The organism is Streptomyces sp. NPDC086766 (genome assembly GCF_044746005.1).
GTDB lineage: Bacteria > Actinomycetota > Actinomycetes > Streptomycetales > Streptomycetaceae > Streptomyces.
The window spans coordinates 1-19,946 of sequence record NZ_JBIVBI010000033.1; the positions used below are offsets into that span (position 1 = coordinate 1).

14 protein-coding genes are annotated in these 19,946 nt (G+C 64.9%); 13 read left to right on the forward strand and 1 reads right to left on the reverse strand.

From position 1 onward, the window contains the following. Positions 1–403 precede the first annotated feature (403 nt). Both ACIPM1_RS32335 and ACIPM1_RS32340 read left to right on the forward strand, forming a co-directional pair. The gene (locus ACIPM1_RS32335; RefSeq protein WP_402440708.1) at positions 404–1,060 is read left to right on the forward strand and encodes a DUF6308 family protein; all 657 of its coding nucleotides are present in this window, start codon (positions 404–406) and stop codon (positions 1,058–1,060) included. Between the two features lie 108 nt (positions 1,061–1,168). Then, on the forward strand, positions 1,169–2,605 hold the full coding sequence (locus ACIPM1_RS32340; RefSeq protein ID WP_402440709.1) for a DNA phosphorothioation-associated putative methyltransferase: 1,437 nt from the start codon (positions 1,169–1,171) through the stop codon (positions 2,603–2,605). A 6-nt stretch (positions 2,606–2,611) separates the two neighbouring features. Here the strand turns inward: ACIPM1_RS32340 and dndA are convergent, their stop codons facing one another. Further along, positions 2,612–3,766, reverse strand: a complete 1,155-nt coding sequence (dndA, locus tag ACIPM1_RS32345; protein WP_402440711.1) for a cysteine desulfurase DndA — start codon at positions 3,764–3,766, stop codon at positions 2,612–2,614. 242 nt (positions 3,767–4,008) lie between these two features. On the opposite strand from dndA, the gene dndB reads away from it, so the two are divergent. The 11 genes from dndB to ACIPM1_RS32400 all read left to right on the forward strand — a co-directional run bounded on the left by dndB (position 4,009) and on the right by ACIPM1_RS32400 (position 19,841). Beyond that, positions 4,009–5,148 (forward strand): DNA sulfur modification protein DndB, encoded by a 1,140-nt coding sequence (gene dndB, locus ACIPM1_RS32350; protein WP_402440713.1) that lies wholly within the window; start codon positions 4,009–4,011, stop codon positions 5,146–5,148. Then, entirely contained in the window at positions 5,145–6,725 is a 1,581-nt protein-coding gene (gene dndC, locus ACIPM1_RS32355) for a DNA phosphorothioation system sulfurtransferase DndC (protein ID WP_402440715.1), read from the forward strand. Before dndB ends, dndC begins: the two co-directional genes overlap by 4 nt. Then, positions 6,712–8,739 carry a DNA sulfur modification protein DndD gene (gene dndD, locus ACIPM1_RS32360; RefSeq protein WP_402440717.1) on the forward strand — a complete coding sequence of 676 codons (2,028 nt, stop codon included), beginning with the start codon at positions 6,712–6,714 and terminating at the stop codon, positions 8,737–8,739. The genes dndC and dndD overlap by 14 nt, the downstream gene beginning before the upstream one ends. Further along, a complete protein-coding gene (gene dndE / locus ACIPM1_RS32365) occupies positions 8,729–9,109 on the forward strand; it encodes a DNA sulfur modification protein DndE (RefSeq protein ID WP_402440719.1) in 381 nt (126 codons plus the stop codon). Before dndD ends, dndE begins: the two co-directional genes overlap by 11 nt. A gap of 882 nt (positions 9,110–9,991) precedes the next feature. Continuing rightward, entirely contained in the window at positions 9,992–10,678 is a 687-nt protein-coding gene (locus ACIPM1_RS32370; RefSeq protein ID WP_402440721.1) for a hypothetical protein, read from the forward strand. Positions 10,679–10,685: 7 nt separating this feature from the next. After that, positions 10,686–12,914, forward strand: a complete 2,229-nt coding sequence (locus tag ACIPM1_RS32375; protein WP_402440723.1) for a hypothetical protein — start codon at positions 10,686–10,688, stop codon at positions 12,912–12,914. An 86-nt stretch (positions 12,915–13,000) separates the two neighbouring features. Next, entirely contained in the window at positions 13,001–14,968 is a 1,968-nt protein-coding gene (locus tag ACIPM1_RS32380; RefSeq protein ID WP_402440725.1) for a hypothetical protein, read from the forward strand. Further along, positions 14,968–17,112, forward strand: a complete 2,145-nt coding sequence (locus ACIPM1_RS32385) for a DEAD/DEAH box helicase family protein (RefSeq protein ID WP_402440726.1) — start codon at positions 14,968–14,970, stop codon at positions 17,110–17,112. The genes ACIPM1_RS32380 and ACIPM1_RS32385 overlap by 1 nt, the downstream gene beginning before the upstream one ends. A 46-nt stretch (positions 17,113–17,158) precedes the next feature. Continuing rightward, a complete protein-coding gene (locus ACIPM1_RS32390; RefSeq protein ID WP_019524112.1) occupies positions 17,159–17,323 on the forward strand; it encodes a hypothetical protein in 165 nt (54 codons plus the stop codon). Continuing rightward, positions 17,320–19,377 (forward strand): AAA family ATPase, encoded by a 2,058-nt coding sequence (locus ACIPM1_RS32395; RefSeq protein ID WP_402440728.1) that lies wholly within the window; start codon positions 17,320–17,322, stop codon positions 19,375–19,377. The genes ACIPM1_RS32390 and ACIPM1_RS32395 overlap by 4 nt, the downstream gene beginning before the upstream one ends. Continuing rightward, positions 19,377–19,841 (forward strand): DNA phosphorothioation-associated protein 4, encoded by a 465-nt coding sequence (locus tag ACIPM1_RS32400; RefSeq protein WP_402440730.1) that lies wholly within the window; start codon positions 19,377–19,379, stop codon positions 19,839–19,841. The genes ACIPM1_RS32395 and ACIPM1_RS32400 overlap by 1 nt, the downstream gene beginning before the upstream one ends. Positions 19,842–19,946 lie beyond the last annotated feature (105 nt).

Below are 19,946 nucleotides of genomic sequence, written 5' to 3' on the forward strand. Positions count from 1 at the left end.
CCAGGCTCTACGTCAAAGGCATGGGAACCCAGAAGGACCGTCAAGGATCTCCTGACGACAAACCGTCAAGGAAGTCCTGAGACCTCACACCGACAGGCGGGCATCGGTGGGCGCTTATGAAGCTGTCGGGCTGGGGGTATCCGGCTCATCACCCAGGTCGGAGGTTCGATCGGACAGCCGGACACATGGGGCAGGGCTGCGGCCGCGCTCCTACGCTGCGGCCATACGGATTGGCTCCATAGGGGGATTGCCTCCGAGCATCGTCGCAGGCCGCAGCCCTATACGCGACTGTTCGACGAGTATGGGTCCACAGATAGTCCACAGCTCGTAGCATGCGCACGAGGGCTGCTCTGATCAAAGCGGCGGCGTTGCCGTGCGAACCGTTGAGGCTGCGGGGGACTACGTGAGGACCATCGGAACACTGCGTGGTTGTGCGGAGAGGCATCTGCAGACCTACACAGATCCCCGGGGGCCTCGAGCCTTCCGTACGTATGACTGGCAGGGCGATCCGAAACGATTGAGCCCGTTGGACTGTCTGGCCCCGGCCCTGCTGAGCGTTCGAATTGGCTACAAGCAGGTAGTGCCGTTGTTCCACCCTGACGGCCCGGGGGCTGAAGTCCTGCAGGCCATGGAAGCGGTGCTGTCGGATGAGGCGTGTGCGACAGCGGACTTCTTGGACGTGACGCTGGATCCGTTGACGGGACCTTGGTCTCTGGTCGATCGAGCACTAGTGGCTACAGGTGAAGCCGGCGGTACGGGGCTGCCCGACTTCAAGGCCGTTGCCGTCACCAAGATCCTCCACCGCAAGCGGCCTAACCTCGTGCCGATTTTCGACAGCAGCATCTACCAGTTCTACCTTGGCCAAAAGCCAGTTCCCGGAGCCTACAAGGACACCCCTCGGCGCTTGTGGCCGCTCCTGCAAGCAGACCTACGCCATCACCGAGATTGGATCCAAGACCTCATCGTCCCCATCCGCACGCCTGACGGGAGGCCCCTCAGCCTTCTTCGAGCGGCAGACATCATTATCTGGGAGCACACGGCCAACGGATGCGCCGCGTGACGGTGCCTTGCTGACACTTGGGGGTCATGTTCGTCGTTGCATGAGCGTGCCGGGCGGGCGTCTTCTACCCTCCTTGATGATGTCGTTACCTGGACGCAGGTGTCTGTTATGCAGCAAATCTGGGGTAGTGAGCGTCGTCGGACGGCGATCGGGCGGATGGCGTTGTCGGTGCCGGCGCGTCAGGCGCTGGCGGACCGCCAGTTGGTACCTGAGCGGACGATCCTCGATTACGGCTGCGGCCGTGGCGACGATGTCAGAGCTTTGGAGCAACTGGACTGCCAGGTGGCTGGGTGGGATCCGTATTACCGCTCCGACACGCAACTGGCCGCAAACGACGTGGTGTTGCTGACCTACGTGCTCAACGTGATCGAGGATCCGGCGGAGCGTCGGCGGACCTTGCAGCAGGCGTGGGAGCTGACCTCGACGCTGCTGGTTGTCTCAGCCCGGCTGACATGGGAGAAGTCAAAGGTCCACGGCCAGGCGTTCGGTGACGGCCTGCTCACGAGCCGACAGACGTTCCAGCACCTGTATGCCCCAAGTGAGCTGCGGGAGTACGTGGAGCAGGTGACCGGCGCACGGGTGGTGGCGGCTGCGCCAGGGGTCGTCTACGCGTTCCGGGACGAGGGCGCCCGTCTGAGCTATCTGGCCCAGCGTGTGATCCCAGATGCCGAGTGGCTCGCTTCCGAGGACACTGCCTCAGCGGTGAGTGCGGTGGTGGACTTCTTCGAGCGTAAGGGACGTCCGCCGCGCATTGAGGAGATGCCGCGGACTGTTGCGGAGCTATTGGCTCACCTGCGACCCGGCGAGGTCAAGCGCCTGGTGCGGGATGGTGCTGATCCTGAGCGGGCTACTGCAGGGGCTAAGCGATCGACGCTGAACACGTTGCTCTATCTGGCGGTGGAGCTCTTCAATGGCCGTGGACCGTTTGGCAGTCTGCCAGTGGGGCTGCAGCAGGACGTACGCACGTTCTTCAGCTCCTACAAGGAGGCGTGCCAGCGGGCTGACCGACTGCTGTTCAAGCTCCGCGACGACGGCTATGTGCGTAATGCCATGAACGCCTCCGTCGCAGGCAAGGTGACACCGACAGCGCTGTACGTGCATCGCCGCACGCTGGAGCGGATCCCGACGGTATTGCGCTTGTACGAGCACTGCGCATCGATCGCTGCCGGTCGCCCGGAGCAGTGGACCGTGGCCAAGCTCAAGTACCAAGGGCGAGCGGTGTCTTGGCTGGACTACCCGGACTTTGACAAGGACCCGCATCCGCGGATCCGGTCCTCCTACATGGTGGACCTGCAGACGCTTCAGGTATCCCATCTCTCCTATGAGAGCTCGGCCAACCGCCCCTTGCTGCACCGCAAGCACGAGTTTCTGGCACCGGAGGATCCGGACGTGCCGCGATACCGCCGGTTGACCGAGTCTGAGATGCGAGCGGGATTGTATGAACGGCCGCACCTGATCGGGACCGAAAACGGCTGGGAGGCCGAGCTCGTCAGGTGCGGCCGGCAGCTGCGCGGGCACCGCCTGGTGCGTCGCACCGAGGCATAGGGCTGGTCAGCCTTCCTGAGGCTGCATGCGGGCGATGGTCTCGGCAATGGGAAGCGGGTCGAAGTCCCTCGCCTGCGGAGGGAACCAGGAAAACCTCAGCCCGTTGGCGGCTACATCCTCGGGAAGGCCCATCGCCTGGAGCACGTGGCTAGGGGTGTAAGAGGCGCTGGTACACGCCGACCCTGTTGCAATGGCAACCTGGTCCTTGAGCCGGACGATCAGTGCTTCAGCGTTGAGCTGGTCGAAGGACACGTTGAGGATGTGCGGCACGGTGTGTGTCTGATCTCCGTTGAGGCGGAAGCGTGTCTTTCCGAGTGCTTCCAAGATCTGCTCGCGCATCGCTCGCGCGTCGCGCTCCCAGTTATCCCGGCTCTCGTGGAAGATCTTCGCGGCCTCGTAGAGGCCCATGATCAAAGGGACGGGGAGGGTTCCGGGGCGCAGCTTCCTCTCCTGGCCGCCGCCGAACATGATCGGCTCCAGCGGCACCTTGTCCCAGCCGCGACGTCGTGTGATGAGTGCTCCGACCCCCTTCGGCGCGCCGATCTTGTGGCCGCTGATGCTGATCAGGTCGATTGGCGCGGACAGGTCGCCGGCGATCTTGCCGTATCCCTGGGCGGCGTCCACGTGCAAGTAGGTCGGCGTGGCTCGCAGGCGTTCGGCCAGCTCGGCGACGGGCTGGATGACCCCGGTCTCGTTGTTGACGTGCATCAGAGATACGGCGAGGGTGTCGGGGCGCAGGTGCTCCATCACCTGTTCGACGGTGATACGGCCGGAGGGGCCCGGTTCAAGAAGGTCCACAGTGAAGCCGCGGTTCTCCGCGAGGTGCAACAGGGGCTCGAGGACGGCCTTGTGCTCGATGGCGGACGTGATGATGTGTTTCCGGCCGGTGCGCTCGCCGAACGGGGAGAGGCCGAGCAGGGCGATGTTGTTGGACTCCGTGGCCCCGCTGGTGAAGATTACTTCCTCGGTCTTGGCGTCGACGGTGCTCGCAAGGAAGGAACGGGCTTGCTGGACCGCCTTCTTGGCACGGGCGCCGTACTCGTGAGTGCGGCTGCCGGCGTTGCCGAAGTCTTCGGTCATCCAGTGCAGGACGACATCAGCGACCCTGGGGTCCACCCGCGTCGTCGCCGCCACGTCCAGATACGCCACCACGGCGCTCACCCGCCTCTTTGCACGCTTCCACTACACGTCGTACGTCAAGTGATTAACGTACACGCTGGACCGCGGTGCGCGAAGCTCACGCTTCACGACATCGACACCGCATCTGCGGTGCTTCGTTTTAGGTAGCCGGGGCTCCAGGCGCGTCATCCGGGGAACGGTACGTCACTCCGCGCGCCTGGGTACGTCGAGGCGATAGTGGCGTACGTTTCTCAGGAGACGTACAGACACGTTAGAGTGCACGGGTGCAGACTGAAGCGGCGAGCAAGGCTGCGGGGCGGGCTGCCTCGCGGGCGTCAACGGGCTTTGAATACACCTTCCCTGCGATCCGTGGAGTGCAGGCGGGTCGGGAGTTCTATGCATCGATGTGCCCCTTGCGGCTCATCCCGAAGATCTTCCTCTTTGATGAAGATGATCTCTCGGCTGAGCTGAGAGCCCAGCGTGTGCTCAACAAGGGACGCCTGCCGGCACTCGCTCGCTACATTTTGGACAACCCCGATGACTACGTCTTCAGCGCCCTGACCGCTTCCGTGGACGGGGACATGGTGTTCGAGAGTCAGGGTGCAGAGGGATCCGCGCACCGCGCGGGGCAGCTGCGCATCCCCATGGACGCACGCTTTCTCATCAACGACGGGCAGCATCGCCGGGCTGCCATCGAGCTCGCACTGAAGGAGAACCCCGACCTCGGGGACGAGACCATCGCCGTCGTCTTCTTCCACGACGCCGGACTCTCCCGGTCGCAGCAGATGTTCGCCGACCTCAACCGGCACGCCGTCCGCCCGGCACGCTCCATCGGCGTCCTGTATGACCACCGGGATGTCAACGCTCAGATCACCCGCGCTCTCACCGAGCGTTCGGCTATCTTCCGGGGCTTCGTGGAGATGGAGAAGAGCACCCTCTCCGCCCGCTCCCGCAAGCTGTTCACTCTCAGCGCCCTCTACTACGGCAACCAGTCCCTGCTTCAAGGCCTCGACCTGAAGCAGGACGAGGCGACCAAGCTGGTGCAGTCCTTCTGGGAGGCCATGGATGCGGCACTGCCGGAGTGGGCGCTGGTACGCAATAAGCAGCTCTCCGCCCAGGAGATGCGCCGAGACTTCATTCACAGCCACGGCATCGCCTTGCATGCGCTCGGCCGCATTGGCAACTCGCTGCTGCGGGAGTCCACCAAGGCGACCGCATGGAAGAAGCGGCTGGCTCCGCTGAAGGACGTGGATTGGTCCCGCGCCAACACCGATTGGGAGGGGCGCGCCATCGTTGGCGGCCGCGTCTCCAAAAGCCACCAAAATATGACATTGACCGTTAATTACCTGCGTAAGTACCTGGGCCTGGAGCTGAGCCCGGAAGAGCAGCGTGTAGAAGACGCATACCTGCGAGGCGAGGCATGACTACCATCCCCCTCAATCTTGGGCTCACCCCCGTACGCCGCAAGCCGTTCGATGGACGCTCTCTGGATGAGGTCGTCACCGAACTGACGGCGGAGATCCGAGAGCTGTACACCGCCGACCAGGTTCCCTGGGTTATCGGTTACAGCGGAGGCAAGGACTCCACCGCCGTCCTGCAGCTGGTGTGGATGGCCCTCACCGACCTGCCCGCCGAGCAGCGCACCAAGACCGTGCATGTCATCAGCACCGACACCCTCGTGGAGAATCCGGTAGTCGCCGCCTGGGTGTCTGCCTCGCTGGGCACCATGCAGGACGCGGCACAGGCGCAGGACCTGCCGATCGAGCCGCACCGCCTCACCCCGGAGATCAAAAACACCTTCTGGGTGAACCTGATCGGCCGGGGCTATCCCGCCCCGCGGCCGAAGTTCCGCTGGTGCACCGAACGCCTGAAGATCAAGCCTTCGAACGCCTTCATCCGCAGCGTGGTCGCCGCCCATGGCGAGGCGATCATGGTCTTGGGCATTCGCAAGGCGGAAAGCCAAGCCCGCGCCCGGGCCATGGAGAAGCACGAGAAGCGACGCGTCCGCGACCGCCTCTCACCCAACGCCAACCTGCCGAACTCTCTCGTCTACAGCCCCGTTGAGGACTGGACCAACGACGACGTGTGGGAGTTCTTGATGCAGAAGCCCAACCCCTGGGGCTACAACAATCAGGACCTGCTCACCATGTACCAGGGCGCTTCCGGCGACGGTGAGTGCCCGCTCGTGGTTGATTCCAGCACCCCCTCCTGCGGCTCCAGCCGCTTCGGCTGCTGGACCTGCACCCTCGTCGAAGAGGACAAGTCCATGTCCGCCATGATCCAGAACGACGAGGAAAAGGAGTGGATGCTCCCCCTGCTGGAGCTGCGCAACAAGCTCGATGCACCCTTCGGTCACTATGCGGAGGGTGACCCGGACCTCCCGCCCGGCCGCAAGGCCCCCTTCCCGCGCCCGGACAAGCCGGCTCGTGACTTCCGCCGGATGAACGGCAAGGTAATGCTGTTCAACGAGGGCGCCATCCACGGTCCCTACCTGCAGTCCTACCGTGAGGAGTGGCTGGAGGAACTGCTAAGGGCCCAGACCTGGATTCGCGCCCACGCTCCCGCGCACGTGAAGAACATCGAACTGGTCACGCTCGAGGAACTCCACGAGATCCGTCGAATCTGGGTGTTCGACAAGCACGAGGTCGAAGACAGCCTGCCGCGGATCTACCAGGAGGCCACCGGCGATCCCTTCCCGGGAGGCCCGCTCGACGAGCAGCTCGTCATGGGCTCCGACGAGATGGACGTCCTGAAGCAGGTGTGCGACGGCGACGACCTGCACTACAACATGGTCCGCGAACTCCTTGCCGTCGAGCGGAAGTACCGCACCATGGCCCGCCGCTCCGGCCTCTTCCAGGCCCTTGAGCAGGCCGTGCAGAAGGGCTATTACGAAGACCGCGAAGACGCCGTGGAATTCGCGACACGCAAGAAGAAGTGGCGCGACGACATCGCCGAGAATCTGACCTTCGACGACGAAAACGAACTCGATGCTCCTGCGTAAGATCACCCTCGAAGAATTCGGGGCCTACCGCGGAAAGCAGTCTCTCGACCTCACCCCCAAGAAGAACAAGCCGATCGTCTTGATCGGCGGGCTGAACGGGTGCGGCAAGACGACTCTCCTCGACGCCATCCAGCTGGCGCTCTACGGCAACCGTGCCCGCTGCAGCGGCCGCGGCACCAAGGCGTACGACACGTACCTGCGGGAGAGCATCAACCGCAAGGCCGATCCCAGCCGCGGGTCTGCCATCACCCTTGAGTTCACCGTCATGGCCGGTGGGCACGAGCACTACTACCGGGTCGTGCGCAGCTGGCACATCGGCGGTAAAACCCTCAAAGAGTTCCTCAACGTCTACGTCGACGAGACCTACGGCGAGCGTGTAAAAACGCAGCGCAATGCAGTGCCGGAGGAGAAGTACAACCGACTGCTCAGCGAAGGCTGGGCCGACCACGTCGAATCCTTGCTGCCCCTGGAGATCGCCTCCCTCGCCTTTTTCGACGGCGAGAAGATCGAATCGCTGGCCAACCCTGAACGGGCAGCCTCCGTCATCGAGTCCGCCGTGCATTCCCTGCTGGGTGTCAGCACCGTCCAGCAGCTGCGCAACGATCTTCTGGCCCTGCAGCGGCGCCAGAAGCTCTCCGACGAAGAGCAGCACCTCCTGGATAACATTCGCACCCAGGAAACCGAACGGGAGGCGGTGCTGTCCCAGTACGACATCGCCCACCAGGACCTCGCCCAGTCCCGCAGTGAGCTCGGCAAGGCGCAGCGCAAGCTGGAGAGCTTGGAGAAGGCGTTCGCTGACGAGGGCGGCGAGCTGTTCACCCGGCGCGTCGAGCTGGAGAACGACAGGGAGCAGGCCCTTGCACATCTGGCCCAGGTGCGTTCGGAGCTCACGCAGCTCGCTGCCGGGCCCCTGCCGCTGCTGATGGTCAAGCCGCTCTTGGACGACGTGCGCCAGCAAGCCAAGAGCGAGCAGGAAGCGCAACACGCGGCTCAGGTCCTTGAGGTCCTGGAGGAGCGGGACCGATGGCTGCTGGAGCTGATGCCGGACACCGTCCGCGCCGAGGTCATCAAGAGCCTGAAGGACGACCGCGCCGACCGCGCCGCCAAGACGGAGCTGCCGGTGGATCTGCGCCTGCCGCACGATGCACTGGCCCAGCTCACCGTCCTCGACGAACTGCTCCAGCGGGACACCAAGCGCTCCGCGCAGCTGCTGCACAGCGCCGCCGAACTCGCCGAGCAACTGGACCAGCTGGACCGGCAGCTCGCCGGCGTTCCCGCCCAGGACAAGGTCGAGGCCCTACAAGTGGCCCGAGATGAGCAGATCGTGGAGGTCGCCCGTCGCGAGGCCGCCTGCGATCGCGCCGCGGCCAAGCTGGAGGACCTCAAGCGGCGTCGCGAGCACGTCACCACCCTGCTGGAGCGTGCCCACAAGGAGTTCGTCCGCACTAAGGTCAAGGCGGAAGAAGTCGAGCGGATCATCAGATACTCCGAAAAGGCCCGCGACACTCTCGAACGTTTCGGTTCCGCGCTCCTTGAACGGCACATCAGCCGACTCGAAGTGGCTGTCCTGCAAAGCTTCAAGGTCCTCATGCGCAAGCAATCTCTCGTGCATGACCTGCGTATCGACACCGACAAGTTCACCCTCACCCTTGCAGACGCTCAGGGCGAAGCCATCGACCCAGCGCGCCTGAGTGCCGGAGAGCGCCAGCTCCTGGCCGTCTCTCTGCTGTGGGGCCTGATGCGGGTTGCCGGCAACCGGCTGCCCAGCGTCATCGATACCCCTCTGGGCCGCCTCGACAGCCGTCACCGCGAGCACCTCGTCGACCGCTACTTCCCCAACGCCAGCGACCAAGTCCTCCTGCTGTCCACCGACGAGGAGATCGACGAGTACCTGCTCGGGCGTTTGAAGAAGTCCGTCGCCCACACTTACACGCTCGTCCACGACGACACTGAGTTCACCACCGCCGTCGTCGAAGGCTATTGGTGGAGTGCAGGAGCCCAGCATGCCGGTTGACAACGTCCGCCTGTCCCAGCCTGCCAAGGACCGGCTGATCTACCTCAAGCGCACCACGGGCATCACCCAGTGGAACGTGTTGTGCCGCTGGGCGCTGCTGCTGTCGCTGAAGGACCCCTCCACCCCGCTGGTGAAGGACATCGTCACCGACTCCAACGTCGAGATGAGCTGGAAGACCTTCGCCGGACAGCACGGCGACCTCTACCTGGCCCTGCTCAAACAGCGCTGCGTCGCCATAGGCGAAGAACCTACCGACGACAACATCCAGCGCATCCTGACCGTGCACCTGCACCGTGGCATCGGCTATCTCGGCGCTGACAAGCAGATGGCCACGATCGAAGGCCTAGTCGGCGCCGTCGTACCTGCCTGACGCCCCTCTCATTGATCCCCCAGGCAGACCGTCCTGGGGGATCTGCGTATCTGGGCTTCGCAGCCGGCAGAGTGCTCGCGCTGTAGCGCTGCCTGCCTGAAGGCCCATCTCGACGCCTTCACCCGGCGTTCCGGACGGTGGGCAGGCGCTTGCGCCTGGAAGTCTTGGCCACTCGTCCCGATATATCGATTTACCCCCCTACGGCCCACGCAGCGCCAATCCAGGTGCGCCTCTCCTCGTACTGCGCCTGGTGCGCGCGACCTTCATGTGATCTTATTGTGAAAGGTGCAACGGTCAAGCACTTCTGGGGGTGGGTGAGGCGTTGCGGTCCCTGCCGGAGTGGGCGGCAGGTGTGCGAGCCGCATGGGGATGCGATGGAGAGTCCGTCGCGGTCCGCGCTGGATGGCGAGAATCTCTGAGTGTGTGGCGGTTGGTGGCTGTCGTTCCTGCAGGTGGCGAGCCATGGCTGAGGCGGAGGGGCGCTGACGCGGCCCACGCGGCAGTGGGTGCAGTCCGGGCTCCCTAGGGGGCGCCGGGTTGGATCACAGACTGGTATCCAAGGGCAACCTTCCGGGAGCCGTGCATGTCAGTGTGATCGCCTACGCTAATTTTTCACAAACGGCTGAAGGTGCAACCTACGGGGGCACTGTCGTAATCGGGGGAGAGGGTCGACCATCAGTGCACGTAGACGCCAAGAATCCTAGTGGCGCTCAGCTGCGATGCGGCAGCCATGTGCAGGCGAGTCGGGCCAGCCTGCGCGCGACCCGATCGCACCGCGCGAGCGGTCTTGCCCAAGCGGGCACGGTCGGGCTGAATGGTTCCCCCCGCATGGGTGGATGAGGGGCATTGGCCTTGAATACTCTCTCGCATAGCCGCTACTCCATGCTGGACGTCGATGAAGCGCCTGAGGCGCCCGGTCTATATGCCTGGTATGTGAGCTTCAGGGCGAGTCCGCATGACTGGAAGATGCAGCCAAGCCCGCAAGGCGATCAAGCCATTGACGGCTTCCTGCGGTTGCTCAGAAAGTACGCGGGCTACTACGAGCCGCTGCCCATCTCCTTGCGTGGACGCGGTTCCTACGGCGCCGCATGGGAGGGCGACCTCGAACTCGATACGCCGCTGCGCCAACCCGACGAGGAAACCGACGCTTCCCCCGCGGAAGAAGACAAGCGACTAGCGATCCTCATGGACTCGCTGGACAGCCAGGACCGGCGGCGGGTGCTGGCCACCATCCTCGAGATGGCCGCCCCGGTGTTCTCCTCACCGCTGTACATCGGCGTGGCGGAGAACCTGCGCGAGCGTCTGCGCACCCACCGCCGTGACTTCACCAAGGCGTACGACTGGCTGCGTGACCACCCCGAGGACGCCGCGGAGGTTCGCGCGAAGGGAAAGACGTTCGGCGCGCGAGCAGCTGCTCGCAACATGACCATGCGTCAGCTCGAAGCCTGGGTGATCGATCTGGGCGATCAAGAAGACGACGCTGTGACGCTCAAGCATCTGCGCCACACTGCACAATCAGCAGAGTGGCTGCTCCACCGGCTGTACGCGCCGATTCTCGGAAGGCAATAGGGAAACGATGTTCGGCTCAGGAACCAAGCTCACGTTCCGCGACTACGTGCAGGGAACGTGGGGCACGTTCACCACACCGGCCGGCCGGGTGGACTACATCATGACCAAGGCGCGGCTCGGCGAGGAGACCGACGATCCCGAGCGCCAGCTCACCAAGAGCCTGGCTCCCGTACGTGAGGTCATGGAAGCCGGCGATCTGGACTTCAACCAGCTGCTGCAGCGTGACCTGGACGATCACCGCGTGGCGGTCAAGTTGATCCCCTACCTGCTGGATCTCAAGCCGACCGGGCCTGCGTTTCTGCCGCCCATCGTCGCGGTGCTGCTGCCCTTCCGCGGCAAGCGCCCCTCACACTTCGAACCGCTGGGCCAGCCCACTGTGGTTCCCGACGACGGAGCCCAGTGGCAGCAGGAGCAGGCGGGTACCGCGTTCCAGGTCCAGCGCCTGGTCGGAGACAACGACCGTCTGCACCCGGCCAGCGTGGGCAAGCTGTGGTGGAACAAGACTGAGGCGCAGCTGGTCGTCCTCGATGGCCAGCACCGCGCCATGGCTCTCTTGGCCATCGAGCGCACGATGACCAAGAGCTGGCAGAACTCCGGCGGTGCCCGCTTTCGTTCTTTCTACGAAAACCAGGTTCTCCAGGCGCTCGAGGACTTCGGCGATGTCGACCTCAGCCGCATCGAAGTGCCTGTGACCGTGTGCTGGTTTCCCGATCAGACCGGCGAGGACGCCCGGCCCCATGAGGCTGCGCGCAAGCTGTTCGTGGACGTCAACAAGGAAGCGCGTCCGCCGTCGGAGTCCCGGATCATCCTGCTGTCGGACGCCGAATTGAGCAATGTGCTCACTCGCCGTGTGCTCAGCGAGCTGCGTAATGACAAGAGCGACTCGCTGCTGCCCATCTACGCGGTGGAGTACGACAATCCCGAGGTGAACTCCACCAGGCCGGCCCGGTGGTCGGTGCTGACCAATATTCACCTGCTGAAGTTCGCCGTCGACCGGTGCGTCTTCGGCCCTCCCAAGTACCTGCGGAACGTTGCACAGAAGATCGGCGGCCGGCTCAGCCAGACGGAGCTGGACGCTTTCATGCAGGAACAGCTGGACCTCGACCGCCTCCTGCCCGATCAGCTTGAGGAAGGCGGCGTCACCTACCAGCGGGACAAGATCGGCAACACGGCGTTCCCCTTGGGATGGATGGACGCCATTAGTGACCAGTTCGCCGCCACTTGGGGTCGGGCGATCCTCACCCTGCTCTCGCGCACCGCTCCCTACGCGGCTCACGCCACGGCGCTGACGCAGCTGAAGGAGGACTGGCACATAGACGACACTGGCCTGACCCTCGCCCACGACGCTCTGTTCAGCGGGGTGGGTGTGTTCTGGACGCTGCGTGACAGCTACGAGCACTACCTGGAGGAGAAGACCGCCGGCCGGAAGACGACCAAGTCCGATGTGATACGAGCCTGGGAAGCCCTGAAGGGCCGGGAGGAGATCTTCGAAACCTACCGGGCCCAGGCGTATTTGGACTCCGGCCGCAGTGCCGCGCTCAAGCAGTCGAAAGCTGCCTACGCCGTGTTCAACACCCACGCCTGCCAGCTGGGCATGATGATGGCCCTGGGCTCGCTGTGGGAGCTGCGCAAGGCCCAGTCCGGCGGTGCCGATGTCAAGGACCTGCCGCAGTTCGCGGAGGCGTTGGTGAAGGCTTGGAACGCCTACTTCGCTCTGGAGGCGGGCAAGGCCAAGGACCGCAGGCTCGTCTTCAACAAGAACGGGGTCGCTCACCCCCTCAACCAGATCGCCAACATGGACACCCCGCAGGCGGTCTATTTCCGTTACTTCTGGTTGCAGATACTGGACACCCCTCAGGCGTGGACGCACATCTGCGATTGGTTCACCGATCGGGCCGGATTCGACGACAAGCTCAGCGCCTCGCGGGGTCTGTACCTGAGCCTGTGCCAGGACCAGCAGCTGAAGGCTCTCAAGGCCAGCCGGCCCGGCGTCGCTGAGACGAAGCTGCGGGGAGAGGCGGAGAAGGCCGCCCGTGCTGCGCTAGGACGCGCTCTAAAGGAGTGGTTCTACGGCTCTGACGAGCCGTACCAGAACTGGCTGGCGCAGATCGACCAGCACGGGGTGCCCGCGCAGGAGCCGCAGGACGCGCCGGGGGAGAGTGAAGACGGTGCAGCCGGCGCCGACGAGACCGAAGACGAGCCGGTGACCAGTGTGAACGATCTGCTGAGTAAGTGAGCAGTGCCCGGCGGCTAGGGCAAAAGGGGCGTCCTTGCCGCCGGGCGCCGCAGCGGGGTGCACCGGCACGAACAGGGTGGGAAAAGATGTCAGCTTCGCTCTCGTTGCTCAAGCCGACGTGGCACATCGTGCTGCCATGGCTGGATCAGCTGGGGCCCGAGCAGTTGCTCGCACTCCAGCGGATGGGAGGGCCGGCGCAATGGTGGCTGCACGAGACACCGGAGGAGACAAGCGCACGCCGCCCGTACATGGACGACGTTTTCGACCTGCTCGCTTCCTTTCTGGGCTGGGGCGACGAACCCGAGCTGGACACACAACCGTTGCACCTGCTGCTTCCGTCACTTCCTCAGCAGATGCCGACGGCAGAGCTGGAACTGGAGACGACGGCGCTGGACGTCCTTCAGGCCGCAGGTGGCAGGACACTGGCCGACGTAGCTCATCTGACGCCGTCGAACATCGCCCGCTTTGCAAGGTTGCATACCGATACAAAGCGCGACATCCTTGCGGTTCTCGTGCGTGCTGCTGCCCTGTTTCCGCAGCCGGAGCCGTCCCAGGACGAACCCCCGCACACACCCGCCTCGCCTGCGCACGCCGAGCCCGAGAGTCCCGACCATGTGGTCCAGGGGTGGTTCGTCTCTCTCGATGCTCGCCAGCAGGACCTGATCACCCAGCACCTGTGCGCACGGGCCCCGGTGCCGGTCGATGAACTGGCCGTCCGCTACCGCACGATGCGGTCATGGATGACACGGCTGCTGGAGGAGCTGCCCCAGCAGCTGCAGAACGCGGCACTAACGTCTCACAACCTCGCCTGCGCCTTGCAGCTGTTTGAGTCCGCAACCCGGACTCCCGTCACTCGGACAGACCTGATGGACCGCCATCCCTGGCTTGCTGACCGGCTGCCGGGCAGCGAGGTGAAGGTGCTTGAGCTCCTACTCGCCTTGCACTGGTCGGGGAGCAGCGACGGGGACTGGCTGTTCAGCGGTTCGCTGGCGCACGCCCGCAAATTGACCCGCAGCGCCCTCGACCTGCTCCCGGGGGAGGTGCTGTCGCTGCCCGCGGCCGCGCGGCTGCTCAAGGACACCGGGCGTCCTCTCGAAGCCACAGAGCAGTGGCTTCAGTACTGCGGGCTATGCGTCGTCGGCGGCCAGCAGATCGAACTCCCTCGCGAACGGCGACCCGTCGGTGCGGCAGCGACGGATGGCGACTACGAACTGGCGCCACCGCGTCCCGCCGCCCTCCTCGACGATGCAGCTGCTGCTGCAGCCGCGCCCTCACCCGTCTCCTCGACGCGCGCAGACGCCCATCCGGGATCGTCGCCGGAGCGTGCGCCGCGGTTGGAGGAAGTCTTCGAGCAGCTTCGCGTGTATGCCTGCGCGCAGCGCCCGGGTGAGCAGATCGCCGACCTACTGCGGGACAGTGAAGAACTGCCCGAACCACTGCGGACGCTGGTGACACGCGCCCTCGCCGCGGTCGCGGCGCCCGACGGCTGGCAGCTGCCCGCCGACGCTCCCGACCCCGAAATCTCCGAGGATCTTGCCGAGCTGCCCGGCGACGAGCCCGTCGCACCCGAGGCTGCGCGGCGCGCACCACTCACCGACCGTGCTCTGGCTGTGCTTGAGGAACTCGGACATCCGCTGGACTGGCCGCTGCTGGTGGATCACATGGGCCCGGGCGTGAACGTCCGCTCGCTCAAAGCCCAGTTGTCCAAAGACGACAGGTTCGTGCGCAGCGACGTGAACTCCTGGGCCCTCGCGCAATGGGGGCTGCGCCCCTATACCAGCATCAAGGAGCTGATCGCGCAGGAAGTCGACCGGGCCGGCGGGTCGATCCCCACCGACGAACTGGTCACCATCTTGACCCGGGAGTTCACTATCGCCGCCGCCAGCGTCCGCGTGTCCGCCTCGTCGCGTCCCTTCACCGCACGCAACGGCGTAGTCCGCCGGCTCAGCGATGTTCGCCGCGAACACAGCAGCGAGGCGTCCCTGGCCGGCGGCGTCGCTCCCAGCGACGATGGGCCGTCCTCCGACGACCTGATCAATCTCATGGGGTTGTGATGAGCCGGCACCCCGACAGGCTGTGCGCGGCGGATCTGCACGCCGACTACCGCAGCGACCGCTGCGACATCGTCCGCGACTTCTACGTTCCCGCCCTTGACGCGGCAGCCTCCTACGACCGCGCGGTCGGATACTTCAGCGCCTCGGTGCTGGCCGTTCTCGGCCAGGGGCTGGACGATTTCGCCGCTCGCGGCGGGATGATGCGCATCATCGCCTCCCCCCAACTCAACGCCGATGACGTGGAGCAGATCCACGCCGGATACGAATTGCGGGCCGTGCTGGAGCAGGCAGCCGCGCGGGACCTGGAACAGGCAGCCCAAGACCCGCGGGCGGCCAGCGGGCTGGACAAGCTCGGCCTGCTCATCGCTGATGGACGCCTTGACATCAAGCTCGCCTACATCAGCTCCCACGACCGGGTCGGCATGTACCACGAGAAGATCGGCATCTTCCGCGACGGTCACGACCTGGTCGCGTTCAAAGGCAGTGCGAACGAGACCATGCCGGGGCTGGTCGGCAATTTCGAATCCATTGAGGTCTTTCGCACCTGGGAACCGGGCGACCGGAGCCGAGCCGTACGCATCAGCCAGGACTTCGAAGACCTCTGGGACGACCGGACTCCGTTGCTACGGGTGATCGACTTTTCCGCCGCTGCTCACACGGTGATCCAACGCTGCGTCCAGTCCCCGGCAGGCAAGTTGGAACTGCCACTGCTGGACGGCGCTCTGATCACCTTGCCTCGCCCGGAGGCTTCCGGACGGCTGGCGATCCCGGCTGAGCTGACCGTGCGGGACTACCAGAAACAAGCCGTCGAACGCTGGTTCGCTCAGGGTGGCCGGGGCATCCTGCGCATGGCCACCGGCACGGGCAAGACCCTGACCGCGCTGTCGGCTGCAGCCCAGCTGACGCGCATGCTGCAAAAGCGCGACCAGGGACTGCTGACCCTAGTAATCGCCCCGTACCAGCACCTGGTCGATCAATGGTGCAAAGACATCGCCTGGTTCGGTGTGCAGCCCATCCGCGCCTACGAATCCACCAGCAGCTGGTATGGCAAAGCCTCTTCACTCCTGGATGCCCTGGCTTTGGGCAGTGCCCAGGGCGGAGTCCTGGTCACTACCAACGCCACTTTCGCAGCGGGCCCGCTGCAGTCGATCCTGACCCGCCACCGTGGCCGCCTCCTCGTCATCGCCGATGAATGTCACAACCTCGGCGCCCAACGGCTGCGGGAGAAGCTTCCCGAATCCGCGGCGTACCGACTGGGCTTGTCGGCGACACCGGAGCGCTGGTTCGACGACCAGGGCACCGCGGCATTGACGGAATATTTCGGAGACATCGTCTTCGAGATGGGCATCGGCGACGCCATCCGCGCAGGGGCCCTGTGTCACTACAACTACACGCCTGTTTTGGTCGAATTGGACGACGAGGAGGCCTACCTCTACGCCGAGGTGACCGAGAAAATCGCCAAGATCATCGCAGCTCAGGGCTTCTCTAACGACGCTGACGACGACAGCCCGCTGGGTCAGCTGCTGCGGCGACGTTCCAACATTCTGGGACACGCCCGTGCCAAGCTGCCCGCCCTGCTGCGCGAGATCACCGCGCGGCGCAACGAGTGGTACCAGCTGCTGTACTGCGCCGAGGGCCGCCACCCCCTGGCCTGCGAGGGCGGTGACCCGGACGAGCCGACTCAGCTACAGCAGGCTCTGGCCATGGTCGGTAGGCAACTGCGCATGCCCGCGGCCCCGTACACGGCCGAAACCAAACGCCCTGAACGCCAGCATCTGCTGCGCCAGTTCGCCACTGGCACGCAACTGCAGGTCCTGCTGTCGATGAAGTGTCTCGACGAGGGAGTGGACGTGCCGGCTGCCCGCACCGCCTACCTCCTGGCCAGCTCCTCTAACCCGCGCCAGTTCATTCAGCGCCGCGGTCGCGTCCTGCGCAAGGCACCGGGAAAGGAACGCGCGGACATCGTCGATTTCATCGTCGTCCCCCCTAGCGCTGCCAGCGATCTGCAGCACGAGACCGAGCGACGCATGGTGGCTCGCGAGCTGGCACGGGTGACGGAGTTCGCCCGGCTTGCCGACAACGAGGCACACACCCTCGACATCCTGCGTCCGCTGCGCCTGCGCTACGGGCTCATGGACACCTGACAGCACGTGTACGACCGACAGACAGCCCGACGTGTGGAGAAAGACCATGGGGACGACGGAAAGCTTGAAAGACATCATGGACGACCTGTCGCCGGAAGCCAGGAAGCTCGTGGCGAAAGTGTGGCAGCTCGAGCGTGAGCACCTGCATGTGAAGAACCCGACCCTGCTCACGGACGAGATCGTCCGCGCCACCAAGGAGCTGGCCAAGTGAAACTGCTCAAGCTCACGTTGGACAACTTCCGCGTCTTCTATGGAACCCAGCAGCTTGATCTCGAGGTCACTCCAGACAAGCCGGCCATCCTCATCTTCGGCATGAACGGCGCAGGGAAGACCACCCTCCTGAACGCGTTCACGTGGGCGCTCTACGGCGCCTTCTCCGACGATGTCGAGCATCAGGAACGTGTGATCAACGACCACGCGTGGACGCAGACCCCCTTCGGCGGTGTGGTCAGCGCCTCGGTAAAGGTCGAATTCGAGCACGATGGACTGCTGTTCACCGTGCTGCGTACCGTCACGGCGACGAAGAACACCGAAGAACAGGTCGCGCTGACGGCGAAGCTCATCGTCACCGAATCCGAGCACGGCGTCAGCACCACCGTCACCAACGGCCAGGACCGCATACAAAAGATCCTTCCCGAAGGGTTGCGGCAGTTCTTCTTCTTCAACGGTGAGCGCATGGAGCGCATGTTCACCGGCGACCGCACGGATGAGGTCAAGCAGGCGATCAAGACCCTTATGGGGCTGGAGGAGATCGAGCGGGCCATCGCAACCCACCTGCCGAGCGCGTCACGCAAGCTCAGCCGACAGATCGGCAGCAAGGGCGACGGGCGCCTGCAGGCGTTGATGGCCGAGCAGGAACGGCTGGAGCAGCACAAGCTCGACGTCCACAAACAGCTGCTGCAGCTCTCTGAGACCGCCGGTGGTTACGAGCGTGAAGTCGAGGCGGCCAATCAGGCGCTCCTCGCGAACGGCAAGGCTGCGCCGCTGCAGCGTCAGCGCGCCAAGCTGAAGGTGCGCCTGGACGAGCTGGTGGCCAAGCGGGCCGAACGCCAGGAGAAAAAGCGCGACCTGCTGGCCCGGAGCAGCTTCCTTGCCTTCACCGGCGGCATCGACAACCAGGTCCTGGATCTCGCCGAAGGGATGCGCAAACGTCGGGAGCTGCCCGCGGGTATCCAGCGCGACTACATCGACGGCCTCCTCGAAGACGGCCTGTGCATGTGCGGGCGCGACCTGCCCGAGGGGTCCCAGGCGCGGATGGCCCTGGAGGAACGCCGCTACAACGCCGGGCTCGCCGATGTCGAGACCCGCTGGATGTATCTACGCGGCAAGGCAGCCGACCTGACCTTGGCACGAGCGGACCTGCTGGCGAAGCTGCGGGAGTGCGTCTCCGACATCGAGGAGATCGAGTCCTCGATCCGGCAGATCGACGCCGAAGAGAGCGATATCGCCCGCGAGCTGGAGGGTGTCGATGTGATGGACGTCCAGCGCCTGGAGGAGCGGCGTAAGGAGTTCGACCGCAAGCGTCTGGACGCCCTGCAGCAGCACCGGGAGGCGCAGTCCCAGCTGACTGAGCTGGACGAGCAGATCGAGAAGGTCAAGCGCCAGTTCCACTCCGCGCGGGTGCAGGACGAGGAGTCCAAGCGGATCCAGCGGCAGGTGGCCCTGGTCGACGAGGTCCTCACCGCCTTCGAACGGATCCTGGCGGTCAAGACCGAGGAGGTCCGCCAGCAGCTCGACCAGAAGGTCAAGAGCGTCTTCGGGCGGATCTGCATAAAGCCCTTCACTCCCAACCTCACCCCTGCCTTCGCGTTGGAACTGGTCAACCACTCGGCCGGTGTCGCCGCCGCCCGCAGTACCGGCGAGAACCAGATCCTGGGCCTGTCATTCGTAGGGGCCGTCTCTGAACTGGCCAAGGAGACCCACGACCGCAAGCAGAGGACACCCGACGCCGTTCTAGGAGGCGGGGGAGTGTATCCGGTCGTCATGGACGCCCCGTTCGGAAACCTCGACGTCGCCTACCAGAACGACATCGCCGAATCCCTCCCTAAGCTCACCTCGCAGATCGTCACCCTGCTGTCGAAGTCGCAGTCCCGTGGCATGGTGCTGGACCACCTCGGAGCGGCGGCATCCCGGATGTACGTGCTGCGCTCCTACATCACCAACACCGGCGCCGACGAGGACACCATCGCCATCCACGGCCGTGCCTACCCCTACGTCTCCCACGGCGACTTCAATCACACCGTCCTGGAAGAGGTGACCGTCTGATGGCCGTCGAGATCCGCTTTCGCCGTCCGGCCGAACACGAACAGCTGCTGTCTCTCCTCACCGGCAAGGACGGCCCCTTCCGCGCCAACTACGAGGCACTGCTGTTCGCCGCCTCGCTCGGCCGCCGAAAGGAACGCCGCGTCTCGTTCGAGAAGTCCGGGGAGATGATTCGGTACGCGCTGGTGGAAAACCGTGAATACGGCGACGTGCTCATCGACCTGATCGCAGCAGCCGAAGTGCCCGAGGACGCAAAAATCCTCGCTGACGACCGGCTCGCCGAGCGGCTGAGGATCTTCGAGGAGTACGCCAACGGCGGACTGCACTGCCTCCAGGCAGAGATCAACACCCGGGGTAGCAGGGACCTCGTCGCCATCGTGAGCTCGCTCGTGCTCGATGCGCTCACCCCGACGTCAGACACCACCGATGACCCCGTCAAGGACATGCTGGACGCCCTGGAGTGGTAGTAGGGCGCACCGTCCATGTCTGAGCAAGGCTGCGGGCCTCGCACCGTGCCACCCATGGCGCGAGGCAGCGCGCCCCGGCGGTTGGCCCCCGCGATGCCAACACCA